At 63.2% G+C, this 22,618-nt stretch carries 21 protein-coding genes; 5 read left to right on the plus strand and 16 right to left on the minus strand.

Features of this window, described 5'->3' with window-relative positions; all coding sequences use genetic code 11:
* Nucleotides 1-63: 63 nt before the first annotated feature.
* The 3 genes from NKJ90_RS15735 to aptA form a co-directional block, all read right to left on the minus strand.
* On the minus strand, nt 64-1,314 hold the full coding sequence (locus NKJ90_RS15735; protein WP_023756953.1) for a Zn-dependent hydrolase: 1,251 nt from the start codon (nt 1,312-1,314) through the stop codon (nt 64-66).
* Between the two features lie 3 nt (nt 1,315-1,317).
* Complete coding sequence (locus NKJ90_RS15740; protein ID WP_023756952.1) at nt 1,318-1,764, minus strand: endonuclease domain-containing protein; 447 nt, start codon at nt 1,762-1,764, stop codon at nt 1,318-1,320.
* Between the two features lie 112 nt (nt 1,765-1,876).
* The gene (gene aptA / locus NKJ90_RS15745) at nt 1,877-3,205 is read right to left on the minus strand and encodes an omega-aminotransferase AptA (RefSeq protein WP_023756951.1); all 1,329 of its coding nucleotides are present in this window, start codon (nt 3,203-3,205) and stop codon (nt 1,877-1,879) included.
* Nucleotides 3,206-3,431: 226 nt separating this feature from the next.
* Between aptA and NKJ90_RS15750 the strand changes: the two genes are divergently transcribed.
* A complete protein-coding gene (locus tag NKJ90_RS15750) occupies nt 3,432-4,067 on the plus strand; it encodes a TetR family transcriptional regulator C-terminal domain-containing protein (protein ID WP_023756950.1) in 636 nt (211 codons plus the stop codon).
* Nucleotides 4,068-4,071: 4 nt separating this feature from the next.
* On the opposite strand, the gene NKJ90_RS15755 is transcribed toward NKJ90_RS15750, so the two are convergent.
* Nucleotides 4,072-4,959, minus strand: coding sequence for a helix-turn-helix transcriptional regulator (locus NKJ90_RS15755; protein ID WP_023756949.1), 888 nt, complete (start codon nt 4,957-4,959; stop codon nt 4,072-4,074).
* Between the two features lie 103 nt (nt 4,960-5,062).
* On the opposite strand from NKJ90_RS15755, the gene NKJ90_RS15760 reads away from it, so the two are divergent.
* Entirely contained in the window at nt 5,063-5,908 is an 846-nt protein-coding gene (locus NKJ90_RS15760) for an SDR family NAD(P)-dependent oxidoreductase (RefSeq protein WP_023756948.1), read from the plus strand.
* Nucleotides 5,905-6,627: an SDR family oxidoreductase gene (locus NKJ90_RS15765; RefSeq protein WP_023756947.1), complete on the plus strand. Its 723-nt coding sequence runs from the start codon at nt 5,905-5,907 to the stop codon at nt 6,625-6,627. Before NKJ90_RS15760 ends, NKJ90_RS15765 begins: the two co-directional genes overlap by 4 nt.
* Before the next feature lie 231 nt (nt 6,628-6,858).
* Here NKJ90_RS15765 and otsB read toward each other — a convergent pair whose 3' ends face one another.
* From otsB to NKJ90_RS15815, 10 genes are all read right to left on the minus strand, one after another.
* The gene (gene otsB, locus NKJ90_RS15770) at nt 6,859-7,620 is read right to left on the minus strand and encodes a trehalose-phosphatase (RefSeq protein WP_023756946.1); all 762 of its coding nucleotides are present in this window, start codon (nt 7,618-7,620) and stop codon (nt 6,859-6,861) included.
* Nucleotides 7,617-9,395 carry an alpha,alpha-trehalose-phosphate synthase (UDP-forming) gene (locus tag NKJ90_RS15775; protein ID WP_023756945.1) on the minus strand — a complete coding sequence of 593 codons (1,779 nt, stop codon included), beginning with the start codon at nt 9,393-9,395 and terminating at the stop codon, nt 7,617-7,619. The genes otsB and NKJ90_RS15775 overlap by 4 nt, the downstream gene beginning before the upstream one ends.
* A 142-nt stretch (nt 9,396-9,537) precedes the next feature.
* Nucleotides 9,538-11,700: an amylo-alpha-1,6-glucosidase gene (locus tag NKJ90_RS15780; RefSeq protein ID WP_352486319.1), complete on the minus strand. Its 2,163-nt coding sequence runs from the start codon at nt 11,698-11,700 to the stop codon at nt 9,538-9,540.
* Nucleotides 11,701-11,744: 44 nt separating this feature from the next.
* Nucleotides 11,745-12,806: a glycosyltransferase family 4 protein gene (locus tag NKJ90_RS15785; protein ID WP_023756943.1), complete on the minus strand. Its 1,062-nt coding sequence runs from the start codon at nt 12,804-12,806 to the stop codon at nt 11,745-11,747.
* A 155-nt stretch (nt 12,807-12,961) separates the two neighbouring features.
* The gene (locus NKJ90_RS15790) at nt 12,962-13,339 is read right to left on the minus strand and encodes a DoxX family protein (protein WP_023756942.1); all 378 of its coding nucleotides are present in this window, start codon (nt 13,337-13,339) and stop codon (nt 12,962-12,964) included.
* A 67-nt stretch (nt 13,340-13,406) separates the two neighbouring features.
* Nucleotides 13,407-13,865, minus strand: a complete 459-nt coding sequence (locus NKJ90_RS15795; RefSeq protein ID WP_023756941.1) for a carboxymuconolactone decarboxylase family protein — start codon at nt 13,863-13,865, stop codon at nt 13,407-13,409.
* Nucleotides 13,866-13,875: 10 nt separating this feature from the next.
* Entirely contained in the window at nt 13,876-14,394 is a 519-nt protein-coding gene (locus NKJ90_RS15800; RefSeq protein WP_023756940.1) for an RrF2 family transcriptional regulator, read from the minus strand.
* 107 nt (nt 14,395-14,501) lie between these two features.
* Nucleotides 14,502-15,815 carry an NAD-dependent dihydropyrimidine dehydrogenase subunit PreA gene (gene preA, locus NKJ90_RS15805; RefSeq protein WP_352486320.1) on the minus strand — a complete coding sequence of 438 codons (1,314 nt, stop codon included), beginning with the start codon at nt 15,813-15,815 and terminating at the stop codon, nt 14,502-14,504.
* Nucleotides 15,816-15,817: 2 nt separating this feature from the next.
* Nucleotides 15,818-17,182, minus strand: coding sequence for an NAD(P)-dependent oxidoreductase (locus NKJ90_RS15810; RefSeq protein ID WP_023756939.1), 1,365 nt, complete (start codon nt 17,180-17,182; stop codon nt 15,818-15,820).
* Nucleotides 17,183-17,313: 131 nt separating this feature from the next.
* Entirely contained in the window at nt 17,314-18,051 is a 738-nt protein-coding gene (locus tag NKJ90_RS15815; protein ID WP_023756938.1) for a gamma-glutamylcyclotransferase, read from the minus strand.
* Nucleotides 18,052-18,223: 172 nt separating this feature from the next.
* Here NKJ90_RS15815 and NKJ90_RS15820 point away from each other — a divergent pair, with 172 nt between their 5' ends.
* The gene (locus tag NKJ90_RS15820) at nt 18,224-19,000 is read left to right on the plus strand and encodes a VOC family protein (protein WP_023756937.1); all 777 of its coding nucleotides are present in this window, start codon (nt 18,224-18,226) and stop codon (nt 18,998-19,000) included.
* A gap of 82 nt (nt 19,001-19,082) precedes the next feature.
* Here NKJ90_RS15820 and NKJ90_RS15825 read toward each other — a convergent pair whose 3' ends face one another.
* Entirely contained in the window at nt 19,083-19,571 is a 489-nt protein-coding gene (locus NKJ90_RS15825; protein WP_023756936.1) for a hypothetical protein, read from the minus strand.
* A gap of 193 nt (nt 19,572-19,764) precedes the next feature.
* Between NKJ90_RS15825 and NKJ90_RS15830 the strand changes: the two genes are divergently transcribed.
* Nucleotides 19,765-20,157 (plus strand): DoxX family protein, encoded by a 393-nt coding sequence (locus NKJ90_RS15830; protein WP_023756935.1) that lies wholly within the window; start codon nt 19,765-19,767, stop codon nt 20,155-20,157.
* 23 nt (nt 20,158-20,180) lie between these two features.
* Here NKJ90_RS15830 and NKJ90_RS15835 read toward each other — a convergent pair whose 3' ends face one another.
* Nucleotides 20,181-22,607, minus strand: a complete 2,427-nt coding sequence (locus NKJ90_RS15835) for a GcvT family protein (RefSeq protein ID WP_352486322.1) — start codon at nt 22,605-22,607, stop codon at nt 20,181-20,183.
* Between the last annotated feature and the right edge of the window lie 11 nt (nt 22,608-22,618).

Raw genomic sequence — 22,618 nt, forward strand, 5'->3', positions numbered from 1 at the left:
TTCGTGTTCCCTTGCTCTCTTCGCGCTTCTTTGCGAGCGGCGTTTGGAAAGTAGTTTCTAAGCTCACTCCACGATGACAGCCGTCTCCACCACTGCATGGAACAAAACGTCGGCGCCGGCGCTGGCCCATTCCTTGGTGATCTCCTCGGCCTCATTGTGGCTCAGCCCGTCGACGCAGGGGCACATCACCATGGCGGTCGGCGCAACGCGATTGATCCAGCAGGCGTCATGGCCGGCGCCGGAGACGATGTTGCGGTGGGAATAGCCGAGGCGTTCGGCGGCATCGCGGATCGCCTTGACGCAACCGGCGTCAAAGGTGACCGGATCGAAAGCGCCGACCTGTTCGATCTCGTAGCGGATGTCGAGCGCCTCGCAGATCGTGTCGATGCCTTCGCGGATGCGGCCGTCCATGGCGTCCAGCACTTCCTTCTCGGGCGAGCGGATATCGATGGTGAAGACGGTGCGGCCGGCGATGATGTTGCGCGAGTTGGGATAGACCTCCATGTGGCCGACCGCGCCGACGGCATCGGGCTGGTAGTCCATGGCGATCTCGTGCACCAGCTCGATCACGCGTGCCATGCCGAGCCCGGCATTGCGGCGCTTGGGCATCGGCGTCGAACCGGTATGCGCCTCCTTGCCGGTCAGCGTTACCTGCAGCCACTTCAGGCCCTGGCCGTGGGTGACGACACCGATGTCGATGTCTTCGTCCTCGAGGATCGGTCCTTGCTCGATATGCAGTTCGAAGAAAGCGTGGATCTTGCGGTCACCGACCTTCTCGGTGCCCTTCCAGCCGATGCGTTCGAGCTCCTCGCCGAATTTTTTCCCCTGCTGGTCGGTGTGCCCGTAGACATCGGCCTGGTCGAGCACGCCGGCGAACACGCCGGACGCCATCATCGCCGGCGCGAAGCGCGCGCCCTCCTCGTTCGTCCAGTTGGTGACGACGATCGGATGTTTGGTCTTGATGCCGAGATCATTGAGCGAGCGCACCACTTCAAGCCCGCCCAGCACACCGAGCACGCCGTCATATTTGCCGCCCGTCGGCTGCGTATCCAGATGGCTGCCGACATAGACTGGCGGCAGGCTGGGATCGGTGCCTTCTCGGCGGGCAAACATCGTGCCCATCTCGTCGACGCCCATTTCGAGCCCGGCCGCATCGCACCAGCGCTTGAACAGATGCCGGCCCTCGCCGTCCTCGTCGGTCACGGTCTGGCGATTGTTGCCGCCGGCAATGCCGGGGCCGATCTTCGCCATCTCCATGATGGAATCCCACAAACGGTCTGAATTGATTCGCAGATTCTCGCCGGGTGCGGCCATGCTTTAAAACCTCATCGATTGCAGGACGCCCGCGTCCCCCTCCCCCTCGAGGGGAGGGTGGCCGCGAAGCGGTCGGGTGGGGTCGCCGAACATGCGCTCGACCTTCTCCTTGACCACCTGTGCGACATGCCAAGCGCTATTTATGACATCGGGCTCGTCAACGCGAAAGACGTCGAACCCGAGCGAGCGGAGATAGGCATCGCGGACGGCATCGTGCCGTTTACCCCTCTCGTGTTCGTGCAGATCACCATCGACCTCTACGACCAGCTTTACGGCGAGGCACGCGAAGTCGACGATATAAGGCCCGATCGGGCACTGGCGGCGGAACTTGATGCCCACCGACTTCAGCTCCCGCAGTTCATACCACAGCAGGGATTCGCCCTTGGTCGCGTGAACTCGAAGCGCGCGCGCCTTCTGGCGCATTTCGAAACTGACGCGGGTACGGGGCATCAGGAGCGACCTCGCAGCAAAAGATCAGGTCGGCGCACTGCCGCACCGACCCCACCCGACCGCTTCGCGGCCACCCTCCCCTCGAGGGGGAGGGATATCCGCGTCCAGTTCTTCAATCGATCGCCCTCAGCACTTCCCGGACATGGTCGATCAACTCGTTGATCTGGCCCTTGGTGATGATCAGCGGCGGCGACAGCGCGATGATGTCGCCGGTGGTGCGGATCAATGCGCCGCGCTCGAACGCCTTGACGAAGGCGGAGAAGGCCCGTTTGGTCGGCTGGCCGGCGATCGGCGCCAGCTCGATCGCTCCGATCAGGCCGATGTTCCTGATGTCGATGACGTTCGGCTCGCCCTTCAGCGAATGCAGTGCGTCTTCCCAGTACGGCGCCAACTCCTCGCCGCGGGTGAGCAGGCCCTCTTCCTTGTAGGTGTCGAGCGTGCCCAGAGCGGCTGCGCAGGCGATCGGATTGCCCGAATAGGTGTAGCCGTGGAAGAACTCGATCATGTGCTCGGGACCGGTCATGAAGGCGTCGTGGATTTCCTTCTTCACGAACACCGCTCCCATCGGGATAACGCCGTTGGAGACGCCCTTGGCGGTGGTCATGATGTCGGGCGTGACGCCGAAGTAATCGGCGGCGAACGGCGTGCCGAGACGGCCGAAACCGGTGATGACCTCGTCGAAGATCAACAGGATGCCGTGCTTGGTGCAGATCTCGCGCAGCTTCTGCAGATAGCCCTTCGGCGGCAGGATGACGCCGGTGGAACCGGCGACCGGCTCGACGATGACGGCGGCGATGGTCGAGGCGTCATGCAGGGCGACGATGCGCTCCAGTTCGTTGGCGAGTTCCGCGCCATGCTCCGGCACGCCCTTGGTAAAGGCGTTCTTTTCCGGCAGATGCGTGTGCGGCATATGGTCGACGCCGCCGAGCAGCGTGCCGAACATCTTGCGGTTGGTGACGATGCCGCCAACCGAGATGCCGCCGAAATTGACCCCGTGATAGCCGCGCTCGCGGCCGATCAGGCGCGTGCGCGAGCCCTCGCCCCTGGCGCGGTGATAGGCGATCGCCATCTTGAGCGCGGTTTCGACCGATTCCGAACCGGAATTGGTGAAGAAGACATGATCCATGCCCTTGGGCGCGAGGTCGACCAGGCGGTTGGCCAGTTCGAAGACGATCGGGTGGCCCATCTGGAAGGCGGGCGCATAGTCGAGTTCGGCGGCCTGGTGCTGGATCGCCTCGGTGATCTTTGGCCGGCAGTGGCCGGCGTTGACGCACCACAGGCCGGCGGTGCCGTCGAGCACCTTGCGGCCGTCGCTGGTCGTGTAATGCATGTCCTTTGCGGACACCATCATGCGCGGCGCCTGCTTGAACTGCCGGTTTGCCGTGAACGGCATCCAAAATGCGCTGAGATCGTTCGGCGTGACTTTCAGCCGGTTGGACATGACCAAGACTTCCCCTTGTAACCTGTTTCGGTGCGCCCAACGCTTGGTCTTTGCCGCGCTTTCATGCTACGCAAATTTTGACCGATTGGACAAACGTTAGCACCGCCCTGCCGGCGGTCAAGGGATTACTAGCGGAAATGCAGCACCTGAAGTGCGTTCCACAGGCTAGGGAAAAACTGGTCCAGAGAATTGGTCCAGATGACCCTCAACACGAGGGCTTGCAACGGTGACCACCGGGACGGACGCCCCTCGCCGGACCCGCATCCAGCAGGAAAAGCGGGAACTCATCCTGGAGGCGGCGCTCGAGGTGTTCTCCACCAACGGTTTCCGTGGTTCGACCATCGACCAGATCGCCGAAGCCGCCGGCATGTCGAAGCCGAACCTGCTCTACTATTTTCGCCGCAAGGAAGACATCCACGAGACGCTGATGCAGCGCCTTCTCGACACCTGGCTTGCGCCGCTGCGCGAGTTGGACGACATTGGCGATCCGCTCACCGAATTGCGCAGCTATATCAGGCGCAAGCTGGAGATGGCGCGCGATTTCCCGCGCGAGAGCCGGCTGTTCGCCAACGAGATCCTGCAAGGCGCGCCGCGCATCATGCCGCTGCTGGCCGGCGAGTTGAAAACGCTGGTCGACGAGAAAGCCGTCGTCATCAAGGGCTGGATGCGCGCCGGCAAGATTGCCCGCACCGACCCCTGGCACCTGATCTTTTCGATCTGGGCAACGACGCAGCACTATGCTGACTTCGACGTCCAGGTCCGCGCCGTGCTCGGGCCGAACCGCGGCGGTGACGGCCGCTTCGAGGACGCGGCGAGGTTCTTGGAGCAGCTGTTCCTCGACGGGCTCAAGCCAAAGGGCTGACACCTCAGGCGCTGCGACGTTCGGCTGGCAGCGCGTCCAGTAATGTCTGCAGCTTGGCGACGGAGTTTTGCTCGGCAAGCGGCGTGTAGACGATCAGCTTCATGTCGGAGCCGTCGCCGATCGACAAGCTCATATGCTCGAAGGTCATGGCGCCTGCGCTCGGGTGCCGGACGTGCTTCACTCCCGACAGTCGGTGCGCGACGTCGCGCTGCGGCCACCAACTGCGAAACTCGGGGCTAGAGCGTGTCATCAACTCAATCAGCCGCTCGAAATCCGGGTCGCCGACATATCTGGCGCTTGCGGCCCGAAACGAGGCAAGCACGGTGCGCGCCAATTGCTCCCAGTCAACCAGCAGGCGCCGGTGGTGCGGGTTGGTGAACACCATGTGGACGATGTTGCGGGCGTCACCTTCCAGCAGGCCATAATCGCCGAACACCGCGACCGCCGCCGGGTTCCAGGCCAGCACGTCCCAGCGCCGCCCGACAACATAGGCCGGCTGCAGCACCAAGCTCTGCAGCATATGCAGCAACGGACCGTCGACCTTTTCCGGCGCTACGGCACGGCGCTCCGGCTGCTGGCGGTCGGCAAGGATGAACAAATGCTGTTTTTCGGCGACGTCGAGGCGCAACGCTTCGGCGAGCGCGGTCAGCACCTCGACCGACGGCCTGACCTCACGCCCTTGCTCCAGCCATGTGTACCAGGTCGTGCCGACGCCGGCGATCATCGCCACCTCCTCTCGGCGCAAGCCCGGCGTGCGCCGCCTGAGACCCGTGGCGATGCCTGCGGCTGACGGCGTCAGCCTTTCGCGGCGCGAGCGCAGGAAGGCGCCAAGCTCGCGCCGGCGGCTGTCTTCAGCCGAGTGAGTAGGGGTCGGGCGGGGTTGGGACTCCATGCGCCTAATATAGCAGTATTGATACCAGGATAAAGTTTGAACTGTTTGGCTCGCGCCAACTGCCCCATCTTCCACTCAGAGCAACAGAACGGAGGCTCTGAACATGGACCCGAAAGACAAGACAATCCTCGTCACCGGCTCAACCGACGGCGTCGGCCGCGTCGTCGCGCAACGGCTCGGCGCCGCGGGCGCCCGCGTGCTGGTACATGGCCGCGATGCAACGCGCGGCAAGGCTGTTATCACTGAAATTGAAGCCACCGGCGGCAAGGCCGAGCTTCTGGTCGCCGACCTGTCGTCATTGGCCGAGGTCCGCCGTCTCGCTGAGGCCGTGCGCGCCGGAACGGACCGGCTCGACATCCTCATCAACAATGCCGGTGTCGGCACCGCGGGGCAAGGCGCCAAGCGCCAGGTCAGCGCCGATGGCTACGAACTGCGCTTCGCCGTCAATTATCTCGCTGGTTTTCTGCTGACGTCGGAGCTTCTGCCGTTGCTGAAGGCCAGTGCTCCGGCGCGCATCGTCAATGTCGCCTCGGCGGGGCAGCAGGCGATCGACTTCGGCGATGTCATGCTGACCCGCTCGTATGACGGCGTGCGCGCCTATTGCCAGAGCAAGCTGGCGCAGATCCTGTTCACCATCGACCTTGCGGAGCAGCTAAAGGGTACCGGCGTCATCGTCAACGCGCTGCATCCGGCGAGTTACATGAACACCACCATGGTTCGGCAGGCGGGTGTCACGCCTTGGAACTCGGTCGAGACCGGGGCTGACGCTATCCTCAATCTCGCCACGTCGCCAGCGCTCGACGGAAAAAGCGGCCTCTATTTCGATGGCCTGCGCGAATCCCGAGCCGATGCCCAAGCCTACGACGCCAAGGCAAGACAACAGTTGCGCGCCTTGAGTCTCGACCTCATCGGCCCGGCCTCACCAACATCGAAAGAACAGCGTTCATGACCAAGGCAACCCAGCACACCGTTATCATCGGCGGCTCGTCCGGCATCGGCCTGGCGACGGCGCACAAACTGCTTGGCCCCGGCATGAAGGTGACCATCACCGGTCGCAACGAAGAGAAGCTGAGGAGCGCGTGGAAAAGCCTTGGTGGCGCTGCCGACAAGGCTGCTTTCGATGCCGCGAAGCCGGACGAGGTCAGCGGGTTCTTCGAGCGCCTTGGCCCGTTCGATCATCTCGTGTTGGCGGCGAGCGGCGGCAAGGGCCTTGGCCCTTTCCCGACGCTCGACCTGACCGACATCGGCAGCGGCGTCGACGAGAAAGTCCGCCCGCAACTGTCCTGCCTGCAGGCGGCCTTGCCGACACTCAGCAAGGGCGGATCGGTCACCTTCATCTCGGCCGTCTCGGCTCAGCTCGCCATGCCGGGCGTCGCCGGCATCGCTGCCATCAACGGCATGCTGTTGACCGTGGTGCCGATCCTGGCGGTGGAGCTGAAGCCCTTGCGCGTCAATGTCGTCGCGCCCGGCGTCATCGACACGCCGTGGTGGGATTTTCTGCCCGAGGAGCAGCGACAGGCGCTCTTTGCCGATTATGCCGGCAAGACCCCGGTCGGCCGCGTCGGCCGCGCCGAGGACGTCGCGGAGGCAATAGCCTTTCTCGTATCCAACGGCTTCATGACCGGCCAGGTGCTGACGTGCGATGGCGGTCTGCGGTTTGCGGCTTAACAGGGCGCTCCGGAACGTGGGAATAATCAGGCGTGTCGGCCCCATACATCTTGTTGTCGATCGCTTCTTGCCATCTGGAATCGGCATCGGACGGTGAGACGCCGGCGGTCCCATGCGAGCGGGAATGAAGCCAATTCGGCGTGATTTCTCGAATCAATTGTGCAAGGCGTCCCATCGAAACCGTTCCTTTCCTTCCTTTCCCGCACGCGCGATCGCGGTTGCGCCGTAGACCTAAAGTTGGCCTCTCAGCCAGGCGAGCGTCTCGGCAACGCCGGCAAGGCCGTACTGCGCCGTGGTATATTCTGGTGGTTTGACCCTTATCGATATGCCGCCGGCATCGTTGACGGTTTCGAAGCCGTTTTCGTCCGACGTGTCGTCGCCCAGGAAGACCGGGCGCCGGCCGGTGAATGGCGCGATATCCATGAAACGCCGGATCGCGGCGCCCTTGGCCGCCTCGAGCGGCAGCAACTCGACACCGGCATTGCCGGCAACCACCCGGTAGCCCTTGGGCAGCACGGCCAGCGCTTGCTCGACAAGCTGCGTCGCGCGAGGGAGCAGGTGCGGGGCGGCGCGCGTGTGGATGGCCAGCACCCGGCCTTTGCGCTCGATATACGCCCCACGACCGAGCTCGGCCTCGATCTCGTCGGCAAGAGCCGCAATATCCGACGGCTCATCCGCGATTTCGACGTCGTCGCCCGGCAGGAGCCTGTGTTCCAGGCCATAAAGCCCGGCCGCGCGCAGCTTCAAAGGCTGAAACAACTGGTCCACGGCCGCAACGGAGCGGCCTGTGATGAAGGCCAATGCGCCGTTCAACTTGTGATCCAGGCCTTGCAGCAAAGCGCGAAGCTCGGCGCTGACCGAGACGGCGTCCGGATGTTCCGCATGCTCCAGCAGGGTGCCGTCGATGTCGAGGAACAACGCCCAATCGCCGGTCAGCAAGGCCTGCGGCTTTTGCAGGGTTTTGCTCGCAACCTTTTGCAGGATTTCACTCATGACAGCGCCACCCGTTTCCGCTCGAACATGGACACGACATTGTCGATGCCCGGCGGCCGGTCGCCAGCACCGGTTACGCGATCGAGGTCACCGCGCTTGCGCAAGCGTGCCGCGTCCAGAAGCATGCTGCCGGCCCAGCGATAGACATTGTTGTCGCGAACCATCTGCCGCATGGGCCGCATGCGCTCGCGCTGTTCGTCTGGCGTCATGTTCAGCGCCTGCAGCAGCGCTTCGCTCATCATGGCCGCGTCGTAGGGGTTGACGATCAGCGCCTCCAGCAATTCGCGCGAAGCACCGGCGAATGTGCTGAGCATCAAGACGCCCTGTTCGTCGTCGCGCGCCGTGACGAATTCCTTTGCGACCAGGTTCATGCCGTCATGCAGGCTGGTGACCATGCATATGTCAGCGGCCCGATAGATCTCATAGACCTGTTCCTGCGAATGATGTTCAGCCACCATGATCACCGGCTTGTAGCCCTCGCTGCCGTAACGCTGGTTGAGCTCTTCTGCATAGCGATGGCATTCGTCGTGGAGCAGCTTGTAGGCCGGGAGCGTGCCACGGCTGGGGGCCGCGATCTGCAGGAAGACCAGTTTTCCGATCCACTCAGGGTATCGCTTGAACAATTCGTCCAGCGCATGAAACCGATCCAGAATGCCCTTGGTGTAGTCGAGACGTTCGACCCCGACGGCCAGCTTCACATCCGCCGTAAGTCCGAACCTATTCCGCAGGCGGGCGCGGCAGTCATCGGCATCAGGCAGTTTTGCCAGCAGGTCCGCCGGCCATTCTATCGAGATCGGATAGGCGTGCACCAGCGTCGTCTGCCCACCATAGGAGATGGCCGCATCCGCCCGCTCGATACGGCTTTCCAGGAAGCGATCGACGCTCTCGGTGAAATTGTTGGCATGGAACTGGGTATGGAAGCCGATGATCGAACTGCCGAGCAGCCCTTCGAGGATGCGTTCGCGCCATGGGCAAATGCTGTAAACCTCCGAATTCGGCCATGGGATGTGCCAGAAGGTGATGACGATCGCCTCGGGCAGGCGCTCTCGGATCATGCGCGGCAGCAGCGCGAAATGGTAGTCCTGGACCAGCACGATCGGCCGCTCGTTACGCGCCTCGGCCACCACCGTGTCGGCGAACTTCCGGTTGACGGCTTGATAGGCTTCCCAATCCGAGGCGCGAAAGATCGGCCGGGTGAAGGCGATGTGGCAAAGCGGCCAGAGGCCCTCATTGGCGAAGCCGAGATAGTAGCTCTGATATTCTTCCTCCGTCAGCCAGACCCGGCGCAGGGTATAGGACGGATTGCCGGGCGGCACCTGCACGCGGTCGTTGTCGTCGACCATGAGACGGTCCGCCGTTCCGCCGCCATAGGCGATCCAGGTGCCGCCACAGGCGCGGGTAATCGGCTCGAGCGCAGACACCAGCCCGCTGGCCGGCACCAGTAATTCGACGTCATCATTCTTGCTGTTGTGGATATAGGGTTCGCGGTTGGACACCACGATAACCTGCGCCCCCGGCAGGTCGTCGGCCAGAATCTTGCGCAATGTTTCAGGCGACCATGTCACCAGCGCCGCATCGGCCGATTGGCCATTCTTTTCGAACTCGCGTATCACCTTGCGCGCCGCTTCCGCGGCTACGTCTTCGCCGGCGATATGTGCAACCGTCGGAGGGCGACTGCGGCGCTGACGCGATATGGAGACGAAGACGGCGAAAGCGGAAAAACCGAGGCTCGCAAAGATCAGAACCCAGAGCAGGTCCGCACCGTAATTTGTCATTGGAATATCAACTCACCTCCGGCCGTTCGGCCGCCGTCTTGTTCGTGTTCCCGATTTAAGACTACCCGCGGGGATAGGGCCGCCGTTCGGGCCTGTGCTTTTTGCAACGCAGAAAGCCGGGATCGGTTCCGCCCAATTTGGTTCATGTTCTGACGACGAGCGGCACCAGCCCTTCATGGCGGTCCGCGAGGAACGCGACTACCCGATCGCCGACGCGTTGGAAGGTAAGATCGACCACCCTTTCGCCGACGCCTAGGTGGCGAAGCGTGAGCGTGTCGATGCCTATCGGCAGCCTGGGACGGGTAACGCGGATTTCACCATCCCAGCCGTCGATTTCCAGGCCAAGGCAGGCCTGCATCAGCATGAAGGCGGAACCCGCCGACCACGCTTGCGGCAGGCAGGCTACGGGATAGGCGATCGGTGCTTCGCCCGGCGCTCGGGTAAAACCGCAGAACAGTTCCGGCAACCGCATGTTGAAATGGACCGCGGATTCGAACGTGCCGCTCAACAGGCGAACCACGCTTTCACGCTCGCCGTAGCGCGCCAGGCCGGTACCGCACATAGCGGTGTCATGCGGCCAGATCGAGCCATTGTGATACGACATTGGGTTGAAGAACACGGCATCGTCGGCAAGCGTCCTCAACCCCCAGCCGGAATGGAAGGAGGCGGAAAGAAGCTGATCGGCGACCATCCGCGCCCGCTCCGGCTCAGGCAGTCCGACAAAGAGGAGGTGGCCCGCATTCGAGGTCCGCACCTTGCAGGGCTCCCCTGCTCCATCGATCGCCAACGCATAAAAGCCCAGATCGTCGACCCAGAAATCGCGTTCCACCGCTGCCCGCATGGCCTCCGCGCGGTCATCCCAGTGATCGGCCCTCTCGTCCTCGCCGCGGCGACGGGCAAGTGCGGCCAGCCCCCGGAAGGCGGCAAAGACATAGCCTTGAACCTCGACCAGCGCGATCGGACCCTTGGGGATGCGGCCATCGGCGTGAAAGATGGAATCGAAGCTGTCCTTCCATCCCTGGTTGGCGAGGCCGGACTCGGCGGCCCGCTGGTAGGTGACGAATCCGGTCTCGCGGCCCGCCTCCTCCGTCCATTCTGCCGCGGCGCACAGCGACGGCCACAGGATGTCGATGAACGCCATGTCGCCGGTACGATCGGCATAGGCACAGGCGAGATGGATGTAGAGCGGCGTCGTGTCGACGCCGCCATAGTAGCGGCCGAACGGAAGCTCCCGCAGCGCCGCCATCTCGCCCTTGCGCGTCTCGTGCATGATCTTGCCGGGCTGCGAATCGCTGAATGGCAATGTCTCCGTCGCCTGGTGCTGGGCAAGGAAGGCCAGCACCCCCCGCGCCAGGCCTGGATTGAGCCACAGCATCTGCAGCGCCGAGATGACGCCGTCACGGCCGAACGCCGTCGAGAACCAGGGGATGCCGGCATAGGGATAGGGTCCCGTCGCCAGTTCGGTTGTGAGCAGCGCGACATCGGCGCGGGCGCGCTCCACCCAGTCGTTGAAGACGCGGCCCGAACTGTGCACCGTTGCGCCGTGGCGGCGCTTGGCCCGCATGCCAAAGCGAGCCCGGGCGGCGGCCGCCCGGAAACGGTCGCGGTCAGGCGCATCCGCCATCTCGGGACCGACCTCGACATAGAACACCTTGCTGCTGCGCTTGGTGACGGCAACCAGGAAATCGGCGCGTTCGGAGGTCAATTTGTCCGGCGCCTGCGAGAACGATATCGCCGATACGCGCACCAACTCATCCAACCCCTCGTAGCGCAGCAGGACGGATGTCGCATTCATCTCGGCCACATGGGCCATTCCGCGCCTCGGCCGCGTCGAGCCGCGCACTTCGAACATGTCACGGAAATCGGCGGCAAAGTGCAGGGAAACGCCGATTGTCGAGGTCTCCCGGCTGTAGTTGGAAAGGGTGATGCGCTCGAACAGCCTGTCCTGCCATAGCAGCCTGACGCGTTCGATATGAATCGCGCCCTGCGGAATGTCGCGGCCGCTGACGCTCTGGATCGGCAGATTGGTCAGGTTGGCGGTGAACAGCACATTGTCCTGGCTGAGGGAGGCGCCAAGCAGCGACGTCTGCCTGCCGCCGATGGTCAGCCGGAATTCGGAGAGCACCCGTGTATCGTCGCGGAAGAAACCGTCGCCGGCGCCGCGTATGTCGCCATAGGCATCGGCAACCGCAAAGCAGTCGGCCTGCTTGAGCGCAAACAGCCGGTGCGGCTCACGAGGAGCGGTCGCGTCGAGCGACGCAAGCGCTACGGCGGGATCGAGCTGGCGCTCATCGAGTTGGGCCATTCGTCACAAATCCTATTGTTTCGTTGCCATCGCTCGAACGTTGCTCACGATGCCTTCGCCTCAACCGGGACGCCGATCAGGCGCGCATAGGCGGCGAGGTAGTCCCCAGCCATTCTTCTGGCGGAAAACCGCTTTTCGAAAACAGCCCTCACCTTTCGCCTGTCGAGTCGCAGCAGGTCCGGCACCGCGGCGACGGCGTCGTCCATCGACCCGGCAATAAAACCGGTTACGCCCTGATCGATGATCTCTGGCAGTGCACCACAATTCCAGGCGATCACCGGCGTGCCACAGGCCATAGCCTCAATGGCGGCAAGACCGAACGGCTCCGGCCAGTCGATCGGAAACAGCAGGCCAGCCGCCTTGCCGAGAAATTCCACTTTCTGGTCCTCTTCGATCTCGCCGACATAGACGACACGGTCGCCGTCGATCAAAGGCTCGACCATCTCGTGGAAATAGGAACGATCGTCGTCGCCGATCTTTGCCGCAAGCTTCAGTTTCAAACCCGAGCGCAAGGCGATCTCGATGGCGCGGTCCGGGCGCTTGTCGCGTGAAAACCGGCCGAGGAAGCAAAGATAGGGTTCCTCCGCCGTCGTCTCGAAACTCGGCTCGTAGATGTCGGTCGGCAGTCCGTGGTGAATCGTCGCCAACCAGTTGGCCTTTGCGAGGCCCGCCTTCTGGCTGCGCGAAATGGAAATCATCGGAAAGCGCGGAAAATGCGCATAGGCCGGCGCCAGGTCGACATAATCCAGCCTGCCATGCGGCGTCGTTACCGTCCGCTCCGCCATGTCCTCGAAGAAGGAAAAGTGCAGGAAGTGGCTGAGATGGAAGTGGATGACGTCGAACTCCCGCGCCCGTTTCCGCACATCGGCAAGCATCGAAAGATGCGCCGCGATCTCGGATTTGAAGGGACGCGGATCGAGGCGAAGCGCGCATTCCCGGCCGGCCACCAGCTTTGCGGAAGTCCGGCTGTCGCCACTGGCAAACAGCGTCACCTCATGCCCCAACTCGACGAGCGCTTCGGTGAGATACGACACGATGCGTTCGGTGCCACCATAGAGCCTTGGCGGCACCGACTCATAAAGCGGCGCGACATGGGCAATTTTCATATTGTGTCCTGGATGCTCGGCATACAGGTGCCAAATGCGTCAACGGCTCGATTGGTTCCGATTTAATGATCGATGCCGTCTGCGCCATGCGTCCGCCCTTGTCCTGAAAACGCGCATCGAGGGAACGAAAATGGCTTAGGGCCGCGGCCGGACTGTCAAACAGACTGCGCGATCAGCGTCAGGAAACCGCCGACTAATGCGACATTGCCGACGAAGCCATTGATGCGCGAAGCCCGATCCGGGCCCTGGTGGTCCCAGAAATTGTGGAACATCGGCGTGGCGACGATGAGGAATAGCAGCAGTACCGCCGCAGCGATTGCCGTCCACAGGCCGGCGATCACCAGCACGCCGGCGGCGAGCCGAAGCACGATGCCAAGCCACAGCGCCAACCGCGCTTGCGGCACGCCGCGCGCGGCCATCAGCTGGGTCAGGAAAGCCGCGTTCTGAATGTTGCGCAGGCCGGCGAAAACGAAGGCGCCGCCGAGCAGCAGGCGGCCAAGAAACAACAAGCCCGAAGGCAAATCGGCAGGCATCGAACTCTCCCTTTGAAAAACGATTGGAGCGCCGCCTCTCGACGGCGCTCCAAAACTGACCGGACAATCAGGCGGCCTTGGCCGCCGGCATCGGATGAAGTGCCTGAAACGGGACGCAGAGCCGGTTCCAGGTGTTGATCATGCCGAGCGCGACGGACAGCTTGACCAATTCTTCTTCCGAGAAATGCTCAAGTGTCCTTGCATAGAGTTCGTCCGGCACGCCGTTGTTGGCGATCAGGGTCACCGCCTCGGTCCAGGCTAAGGCGGCGCGTTCACGCTCTGAAAACAGAGGCGATTCCTTCCACGCCGACACCAGGTAGAGCCGCTGCTCGGTCTCGCCGTCGCGCCTCGCCTCGCGGCTGTGCATCTCGACGCAGAACGAGCAGCCATTGATCTGCGACGCCCGCAATTTGATCAGGTGCAGCAGGCTTTCCTCGATCCCGCATTCGTCCACCGCCTTGTTGAGCGCCGACACCGCCTTCATGATCTCCGGCGCCTTGGCGAAAAATTGCAGCCTCTGTTTCATCTGATGTCCTTTACGCTTGCTTGGTTGAACTGGATTTCTGCGGCCGCTGATGGCGCGCGACAAAGGCGCAGCCGGCGGCGACCGAACGCGGATCGGCATCGGTCACGTATTCCGAAACGATGTCGGACAGCTTTGCTTCGGCGAGTGCAGCGCGATAGGCCTTCTCGGCCTTCAGCATCGCGGCGTTGATGCCGCAGGGTTTGACATAGGCAGACGCGTCGAGCCTGACCGGACCGTTGCGGCGGATCTCGCCGCAGCGAAAGGCCGGCTCACGCCCTTCGACGGCCAGCACGATATCGAGCAGCGAAATCCGTTCGGCCGACCGCGCCAGCCGATAGCCGCCGGCCGGTCCCGAGACCGATTCCAGGATGCGCGCGGCGGTAAGCATGTTGAGATGTTTCAGGAGATAGCTCGGCGACAGGCCGAAAGCCTCCGCCATAGCGGAGGCCGCCATGGTGCTGTTGCCTTCGACACCGGCCAGCATGGCGGCGCAGTGGATGGCTGCCTCAACGCCCTCGCCCAACTTCATTGGATGGATTTCCTAATCATGGATATTCTTTATCGTGGATAATGTTTATCTGCAATAGGAAAATGAAAAAACGGCGTCCGAAGGCGCCGTTTTTGTCGAACGGCTCGCTACTCCGCCGCCACCTTGGCCATCGGGTTGTTGGGGTGCGTCGTCCAGTTGGCGTAAATCGGCGACACCGGCTTGCCGGTGCGCTGGTCCATCGCGCCGGCGGCCAGCGGCTCCATGGTGATGCAGTTCTCGACCGGGCAGACATTGACGCACAAATTGCAGCCGACGCATTCGGCCTCGATCACCTCGAAGTGCCTCTTGCCGTCGACCATGCTGGTGATCGCCTGATGCGAGGTGTCCTCGCAGGCGATGTGGCAGCGGCCGCATTTGATGCAGGCGTCCTGGTCGATACGCGCCTTGGCGACGTAGTTGAGGTTGAGATACTGCCAGTCGGTGACATTGGGCGTGGCGCGGCCGACGATGTCGTCGAGCGAGGCATGGCCCTTCTCGTCCATCCAGTTTTCCAGGCCGGCGATCATCTCCTGCACGATCTTGAAGCCATAGGTCATCGCCGCCGTGCACACCTGCACATTGCCGGCCCCGAGCGCCATGAATTCGGCCGCGTCGCGCCAGGTGGTGATGCCGCCGATGCCGGAGATCGGCAGGCCGTGGGTTTCGGGATCGCGCGCGATCTCGGCCACCATGTTCATGGCGATCGGCTTCACCGCCGGGCCGCAATAGCCGCCATGCGAGCCCTTGCCGTCGATGGTCGGCTGCGGCGCGAAGCTGTCGAGATCGACGCCGGTGATCGAGTTGATGGTGTTGATCAGCGAAACCGCGTCGGTGCCGCCGGCGTGTGCCGCGCGCGCTGGCTTGCGCACATCGGTGATGTTGGGCGTCAGCTTGGTGATGACGGGCATGCGGGTGTTCTGCTTGCACCAGCGCACCACCATTTCGATATATTCCGGCACCTGGCCGACGGCGGCACCCATGCCGCGCTCCGACATGCCGTGCGGGCAGCCGAAATTGAGCTCGATGCCGTCGGCTTCGGTCTCCTCGACCACCGGCAGGATCGCCTTCCAGGCCTCCTCGACGCAAGGCACCATCAGCGAGACGACGATGGCGCGATCGGGCCAGTCCTTCTTGACCTGCTTGATCTCGCGCAGGTTGACCTGCAGGTCGCGATCGGTGATCAGCTCGATATTGTTGAGGCCAAGCAGTCGGCGGTCGGCGCCCCAAATCGCGCCATAGCGCGGGCCGTTGACGTTGACCACCGGCGGGCCTTCCTCGCCCAGCGTCTTCCACACCACGCCGCCCCACCCGGCCTTGAAGGCGCGGATGACGTTGTAGGCCTTATCGGTCGGCGGCGCCGAAGCGAGCCAGAACGGATTGGGCGATTTGATGCCGACGAAATTGTTTCTGATATCTGCCATGCTCATGCCCTCCCGTTCGAGGTCAGTGCCCGATTGATACTCTCCGCCGCGTCGCGGCCCTGCGCGACCGCCGAGACGGTGAGGTCGTCGCCGCCGAAGATGCAGTCGCCGCCGGCCCAGACCCTGGCGAGTGAAGTGCGCCCTTCGGCATCGACCTTGATGCGGCCTGCTTCGAGCTCGATAGACGCGCCGCTGCCGTTGAGTGCTGCCGGCACAAAGCTCTGGCCGATGGCCTTGAACACCTGGTCCGCAATGAGCGTCAGCGTCTCGCCTGTGCCGGCAAGCGTGTCGCCGTTCAACGCCGTATATTCGAGTTCGATGGCACTGACCTTGCCGCCCTCGGCTATGACCCGCTTCGGCTGCAGCCAATGGCGAATGGTGACGCCATTGGCGGCGGCAAGATCCTGTTCGAACTCGGACGCGTTCATGTGCTCCTGGCCGCGCCGGTAGCAGATAGTCACCTCCTCGGCGCCGAGCAGCTTCGACTGCACGGCGGCGTCGATCGCCGTCATGCCGCCGCCAATGACCACGACGCGCCGGCCAACCGGCAGGCCGGAAAGGTCACTCGCCTGACGCAGCTCGGCAATGAACTCCACCGCATTGACGACGCCGTCCGCGTCCTCGCCATCGGCGCGCAGCGCATTGACGCCGCCAAGCCCCATGCCGAGAAACACCGCATCGTAATTGCGGATCAGGTCCGACAGTTGATAGTCGCGGCCAAGCGCCTTGCCGTTCTGGATATCGATGCCGCCGATCGCGGTCACGTAGTCGACTTCGGCCTGGGCGAAATCGTCGACGCTCTTGTAGGCGGCGATGCCGTATTCGTTGAGGCCGCCTGCCTTCGGGCGCGCCTCCAGTATGGTCACGTCATGGCCATGGCGGGCAAGCCGGTGCGCGGCGGCAAGGCCGGCCGGCCCGGCGCCGACCACGGCGACTGTCTTCCCGGTCGGCTCGGCGCGCGCATAAAACTGCTTGTTCTCGCCCATCGCGACGTCGGTAGCATAGCGCTGCAGGCGGCCAATCTGCACCGGCTTGCCCTCCGCCACTTCGCGTACGCAAACTTCTTCGCACAGCGTCTCGGTCGGACAGACGCGGGCGCACATCCCGCCCAGAATGTTCTGATCGAAGATCGTCTTGGCCGAACCGATCGGATTGCCGGTCGATATCTGGCGGATGAACAGCGGAATGTCGATCGAGGTCGGGCATGCATTCATGCACGGCGCGTCGTAGCAGAAATAGCAACGGTCGGATTCGACCAGCGCCTCATGGTGATCGAGCGGCGGGTGCAGGTCGGAGAAATTGTCCGCGTACTGGTCGGCCGAGAGCCTCCCGCCTGCAATGCCTTCTTTGAACTGGCCTTCTGGCATTTTCAGTTCCCCATGTTTTTCGCTTTGGGGAAGGCTAGCACATTTAGTTTTTTTATCAATTGGTCAATTTTTCGCGCAAGACCGCGCAAGACGTTGAAAAGCTTCGCAATAATATGAATTTTTTACTCATGTTAAGGCGATTGCCGTTGCCTCCGCGGAGCGAGCGAATGGCTCGGATCAAGTCTGCGGCCATGAATAACCCTGACCTCGTCCGCGACCAGTTGCTGCAACCGCCACAGGTTGCGATCGTGGATGCCGAATGCTTCGAGATGGCTGACCGTGTTGTAGAGATATTCGGCGCCGGACCCGATATGACCGCAAGCTCTGGCCAGCACGCTCGCCACCTTGTCCAGCGGCTGGTTCAGCGACGTTCCCCTGCCCTTCACGCCGACCCAGAAGCCGAGCGCGCGCAGCGCGCCTTGCAGCGTGTGCACCGGCAGCCACCTGACCGTGTCGATGCTTTCGTGGTCGCTGATCTCGCGTCGCAGCAGCCTTTCGATCTGGGTCGGTTTTTCGCCCTCCGGCAAACGATAGATCACCCCGTTGCACCGGCCGCCCCGCTCGAGCGCCATCATCAGACCCGGCTGCTCGGCGCTGCCGCGCCAGCGCACCATGTCGAGGCAGAAGGAGCGGTGCCAGCCAAAGGCGGTGGCGAGCTGTTGCTCGACCGACTCGAATTCCGGCTTCCAGATCAGCGACCCGTAGGCGAACACCCACAGCGGCCCCTCATCGGCTTCACCGGACAGCCGCAAGGCAAGGGCCCGGAAATCCTCGTCGTTCAACTCCGTCCAGCTCGGGTCCGGACCGGGATCGGCCTCTTCCCGATGGCACAGTGCGACAAGCTCGGCCGTGAGCGACATAAAGCGCATGAATGATAACCCCTCATGACCGCAGAGAAATCGAAAAACGCCGGGCGCGCAATCGGGGAACGCTTGGCATGCAGAGACATTGTTGTTCGGGGGCTGTCGGATTTCCGTGGTGAAGATCGTCCTAGGATGGATCGGACGACGATCGATGCATGAAAGGTGAGGAGACCGAAAAATGCCAAAAGCCCCGATGCCCTTCTTCTGGTACGAATTGATGACATCAGACCTCGACGCCGCCGAGGCGTTCTACCCCAAAGTGGTCGGCTGGACGGCACAGCCTTTCGACAAGGCGCCCGGCATGCCACGCTACATCGTCATGAATGTCGGCGAGCGTGGCGTCGCCGGCCTGATGACCCTGCCCGAGGATGCCGCCAAGATGGGCATGCCGCCCGCCTGGCTGGGCTACATCCATACAAAAGATGTCGATGCCGCAACGGCATCGCTGGAAAAAGCCGGCGGCACCGTTCACCGCCAGCCCGAAGACATTCCGGGCGTCGGACGATTTGCCGTCGTCGCCGATCCTCAAGGCGCGACATTCATGTTCCTGCAGCCGAACGGCCCCGACCAGCCTGTCGTGCCGGCCAGCACGCCCGGCCATATCGGCTGGCACGAGCTTTACACGAGCGACTGGAAGGCCGCGTTCGATTTCTATTCGGACCAGTTCGGCTGGATCGATGCCGGTGATTTCGACATGGGCCCGATGGGCACCTACCAGACCTTCACGGCGGGCCCCGAATCCGGCGGCGGCATCATGAACAAGCCGGAGCAGATTCCAGTCCCGGTCTGGCAATTCTATTTCAATGTTCCGGCCATCGACGCGGCCGCCAAACGCGTGACCGACAATGGCGGCAAGATCCTGATGGGGCCGATGGAGGTCCCCGGCGGCAGTTGGGTCGTCCAGTGTCAGGACCCGCAAGGCGCGCATTTCGCATTGATGGCGCCGGTACGCTGACGGCGATAAACAGCGTGGGAACAAAGCGCCGGCCTTTCATCGCACCACCGATGAAGGCGGTATTCCTTAGCCTGGCGCCGACCTATTCCGGCGCCAGGACCGCGACCTTCAGGTCAGCCCCTTTCGCGCCGCTGAACTGGACGGTGGCCGGGCCGGACGCAAGCTTGAAGCGTACGCTCTTGCGGATGCCGGGGCAGGTTTTCACGCCGCTATAGCCCGCCGACTTGATGGCGTGACCATCCTGAATGACATCGATCCAGGCCTCACCCGAGAGACTTATCTGTATAGCTCCCTCGGGTGGCACCTCCACGCTGGTAACAGCGCCGAACGTGCCTGCCACCGGAGCCCGTTCGGGCGGTATCGCGAAGCCGGCTCTCTCGACCGGCACCAGTGCCAGGTCCGCGGCCGCACCGACCGCCAGCGTCGTTCCCGACGGGGTCGCCGGCGCTGCGGCAAACAAGACCTGTTCCCGGGTCACCGGCCATTTGAAGGCCTCGCAGCCTGCCTCCTCGGCCACGGCGAAGCTGGTGCCTGCAAGGAATGCGAATAGGCTGATGACGACTTTTTTCATGGCAAGGGGACCCACGGGTTGGAGTTCCACACCAATACAACCATAACGGAAATAATGCAACCCTAGCGTGAATAATATAAAGTGGCTGCGGAACATTTCCGATCACCGACTGTTGATGGCAGGCCATGGGATGTGAATGGTCCATTGCCAGGCGATAATTTATGCCCGGCCCGGGAGGTAAAGGGAGTTTAAGATGAAGCTTTTCGATGGCCTTGCCAGATATCAGCCGCAGGCACTCGGCGTATTGCGCATCGTCACGGCCCTGCAGTTCATCGAGCATGGCTCGCAGAAACTGTTCAATTTCCCGGTCGGCGAGCATGCCGAAGCCCTGACCGGACTGACACTCTCAGCCGGCATCCTCGAATTCGCAGGCGGTATCCTGCTGGCGCTGGGGCTGCTCACCCGCCCGGTCGCATTCCTTCTGGCTGGCGAAATGGCGATCGCCTATTTCATGGCGCACATGCCGCGCGACTTTTTCCCCGTCAACAACGGCGGCGATTCGGCGATCTCGTTCTGCTTCATTTTCCTTTATCTGGTGTTTGCCGGCGCCGGCGCCTTCGCGCTGGACAATCGCCGCAACGCCTGACGCCTTGCAGCGCCCGCCTGGCTTCAGGCGCGCATCCGCTCAAAATTGGCGTCGAACAACGGAGCCGGTTGCATGCGCGCCGCATGTCGCTTGCCCAACAACTCGATCTCGAACCCGTCGCTCTCATCGGCGATCTCTTTTGGCACATAGCCGACAGCGACGGATTTTTTCGAGTGATGCGCGTAGCCCCCCGACGTGACCCAGCCTCGCACGGCGCCGCCGAACCAGATTGGCTCGTCGCCGATGACATCGGCGTCGTCTGCATCGACGATGAAGGCGCGCAGGCGCAGCCTGCCGCCTTGCTTGCGCTCGGCGAGCGCAGCGGCCTTGCCGATGAAGTCGGCGTCCTTGCCGTAGGCTACGAAACGGTCGAGCCCGGCCTCGAGCGGCCCGTAGATCGGCCGGTACTCGCGTCCCCAGGAGCCGTAGTTCTTTTCCAGCCGCAGCGCGTTGAGCGCGCGCGAGCCGAACAGGCCGATGCCGAATTCCTCGCCGGCCGCCATCAAGGTCTGGAATGCGGCGCGCTGGTATTCCGGCGCCACCCAGATCTCGTAGCCGAGATCTCCGGTGTAGCTGACGCGGCCGACCAGGCACGACGCCATGCCGATGTCCATCCTGCCGATGGCCATGAACGGAAACGCCGCATTCGACACATCGGAGCGCGTGGCCTTTGCCAGCACATCCCGCGCTTTCGGCCCGGCGATCGACAGGCCGGTGAGCTTCTGGCCAAGCGCATCTATGCGAACCGATCCGTCGTCAGGCAGATGCTTTTCGAACCAGCGCATGTGGTATTGCTCGGCGATACCGGAGCCAGCGAGGAACCAGCCTTCGCTACCCAGATTGGCCAGCGTGAAATCGCCGATCAGTCTGCCGTCGTGCTTCAGCATCGGCGCCAGCGTCATGCGGCCGGGCTTCGGCAGTTTGCAGGCAAGCATCCGGTCGAGCCAGGCGGCCGCGCCCTCGCCCGTCACCTCGTATTTGGCAAAGCTCGAAATCTCGGACAGGCCGACACCGTCGCGAACGGTCGCGACCTCCTTGGCCAGTTGTGTGAAATCGCTCGAGCGGCGCCAGGAGAACTCGTCCTTGACGCCCTCCGGCGCGTACCAGAGCGGCACCTCCAGCCCATAGGCAACGCCCCATTGCGCACCCTTGGCCGACAACAAATCATAGACCGGCGTCGTCTTCAGTGGCCGCCCCGCGGGCAGTTCCTCATTGGGGAAGCGGATCGAGAACCGCCTGGAATAGTTCTCGCGCACCTTGGCGTTGGTGTAGGCCATCGTCGCCCAGTCGCCATAGCGCGCGACATCCATCGCCCAGATGTCAGCGCCGGGATCGCCTTCGATCATCCAGTTTGACAGTGCCAGCCCGACGCCGCCGCCTTGTGAAAAGCCAGCCATGACACCGCAGGCGACCCAGAACCCTGGCAGCCCGCGCACCGGCCCGACCAGCGGGTTGCCATCCGGGGCGAAGGTGAAGGGGCCGTTGATGATCTGCTTGATGCCAGTGTTCTGGAAGGCCGGGAAATGCCGGAACCCGACTTCCAGCGACGGCGCGATGCGGTCGATGTCCGGCGCCAGCAATTCGTGGCCGAAATTCCACGGCGTCTGGAACTCGGACCACGGCTTGTTGGCCTTCTCATAGGTGCCCATCAGCATGCCGCCCCGCTCCTGGCGCAGGTAGAGCTCGCCATCGAAATCGACCGCGTGGATGATTTCGGTACCAGTCTTGGCGTTCCAGGCGGCGACCTCCGGCATGTCCTCGGTGATCAGGTACATATGCTCCATCGCCAGCACCGGCAGTTCGAGCCCGACCATGCGGCCAACCTCGCGCGCCCACAGGCCGCCGGCGTTGACGACATGCTCGGCCACCACCTCGCCCTTGTTGGTGATGACGCGCCATAGGCCGTCCGGACGACGCACGATGTCCTCGACCTTGGTGAAGCGTTCGACCTCGGCGCCTAGTTTCCGCGCCGCCTTGGCATAGGCATGGGTGACGCCGGAGGGATCGAGATGGCCATCCTCCTTGTTCCTGACAGCGCCGACGAACTGCTTGGGATCGAGCAGCGGCATCAGCTCGGCCGCCTCGCTGGGCGAGATTTCCTCAAGCTCGATGCCGAGATAGCGGCCCTTGGCGACGACGCCGCGCAGCCAGTCGAGGCGTGCCTCGGTCGCCGCCAGGAGCACGCCACCGGTCAGATGCACGCCAGTCGCCTGGCCGGAAAGCTCCTCGATCTCCTTGTAGAGGTTGATGGTGTATTTCTGCAGCTTGGCGACATTGGGGTCGCCATTGATGGTGTGCATGCCGCCGGCCGCATGCCAGGTCGAGCCGGACGTCAGCTCGTCTCGCTCCAGCAGCACCACGTCGGTCCAGCCGTGGCGGGCGAGATGGAACAGCACGGAGCACCCGACGACACCACCGCCAATGACCACGACTTTTGCATGCGATTTCATGGATTTTTCTC

It is taken from the genome of Mesorhizobium sp. M0051 (assembly GCF_040323235.1).
In the GTDB taxonomy this organism is placed as follows: Bacteria; Pseudomonadota; Alphaproteobacteria; order Rhizobiales; family Rhizobiaceae; genus Mesorhizobium.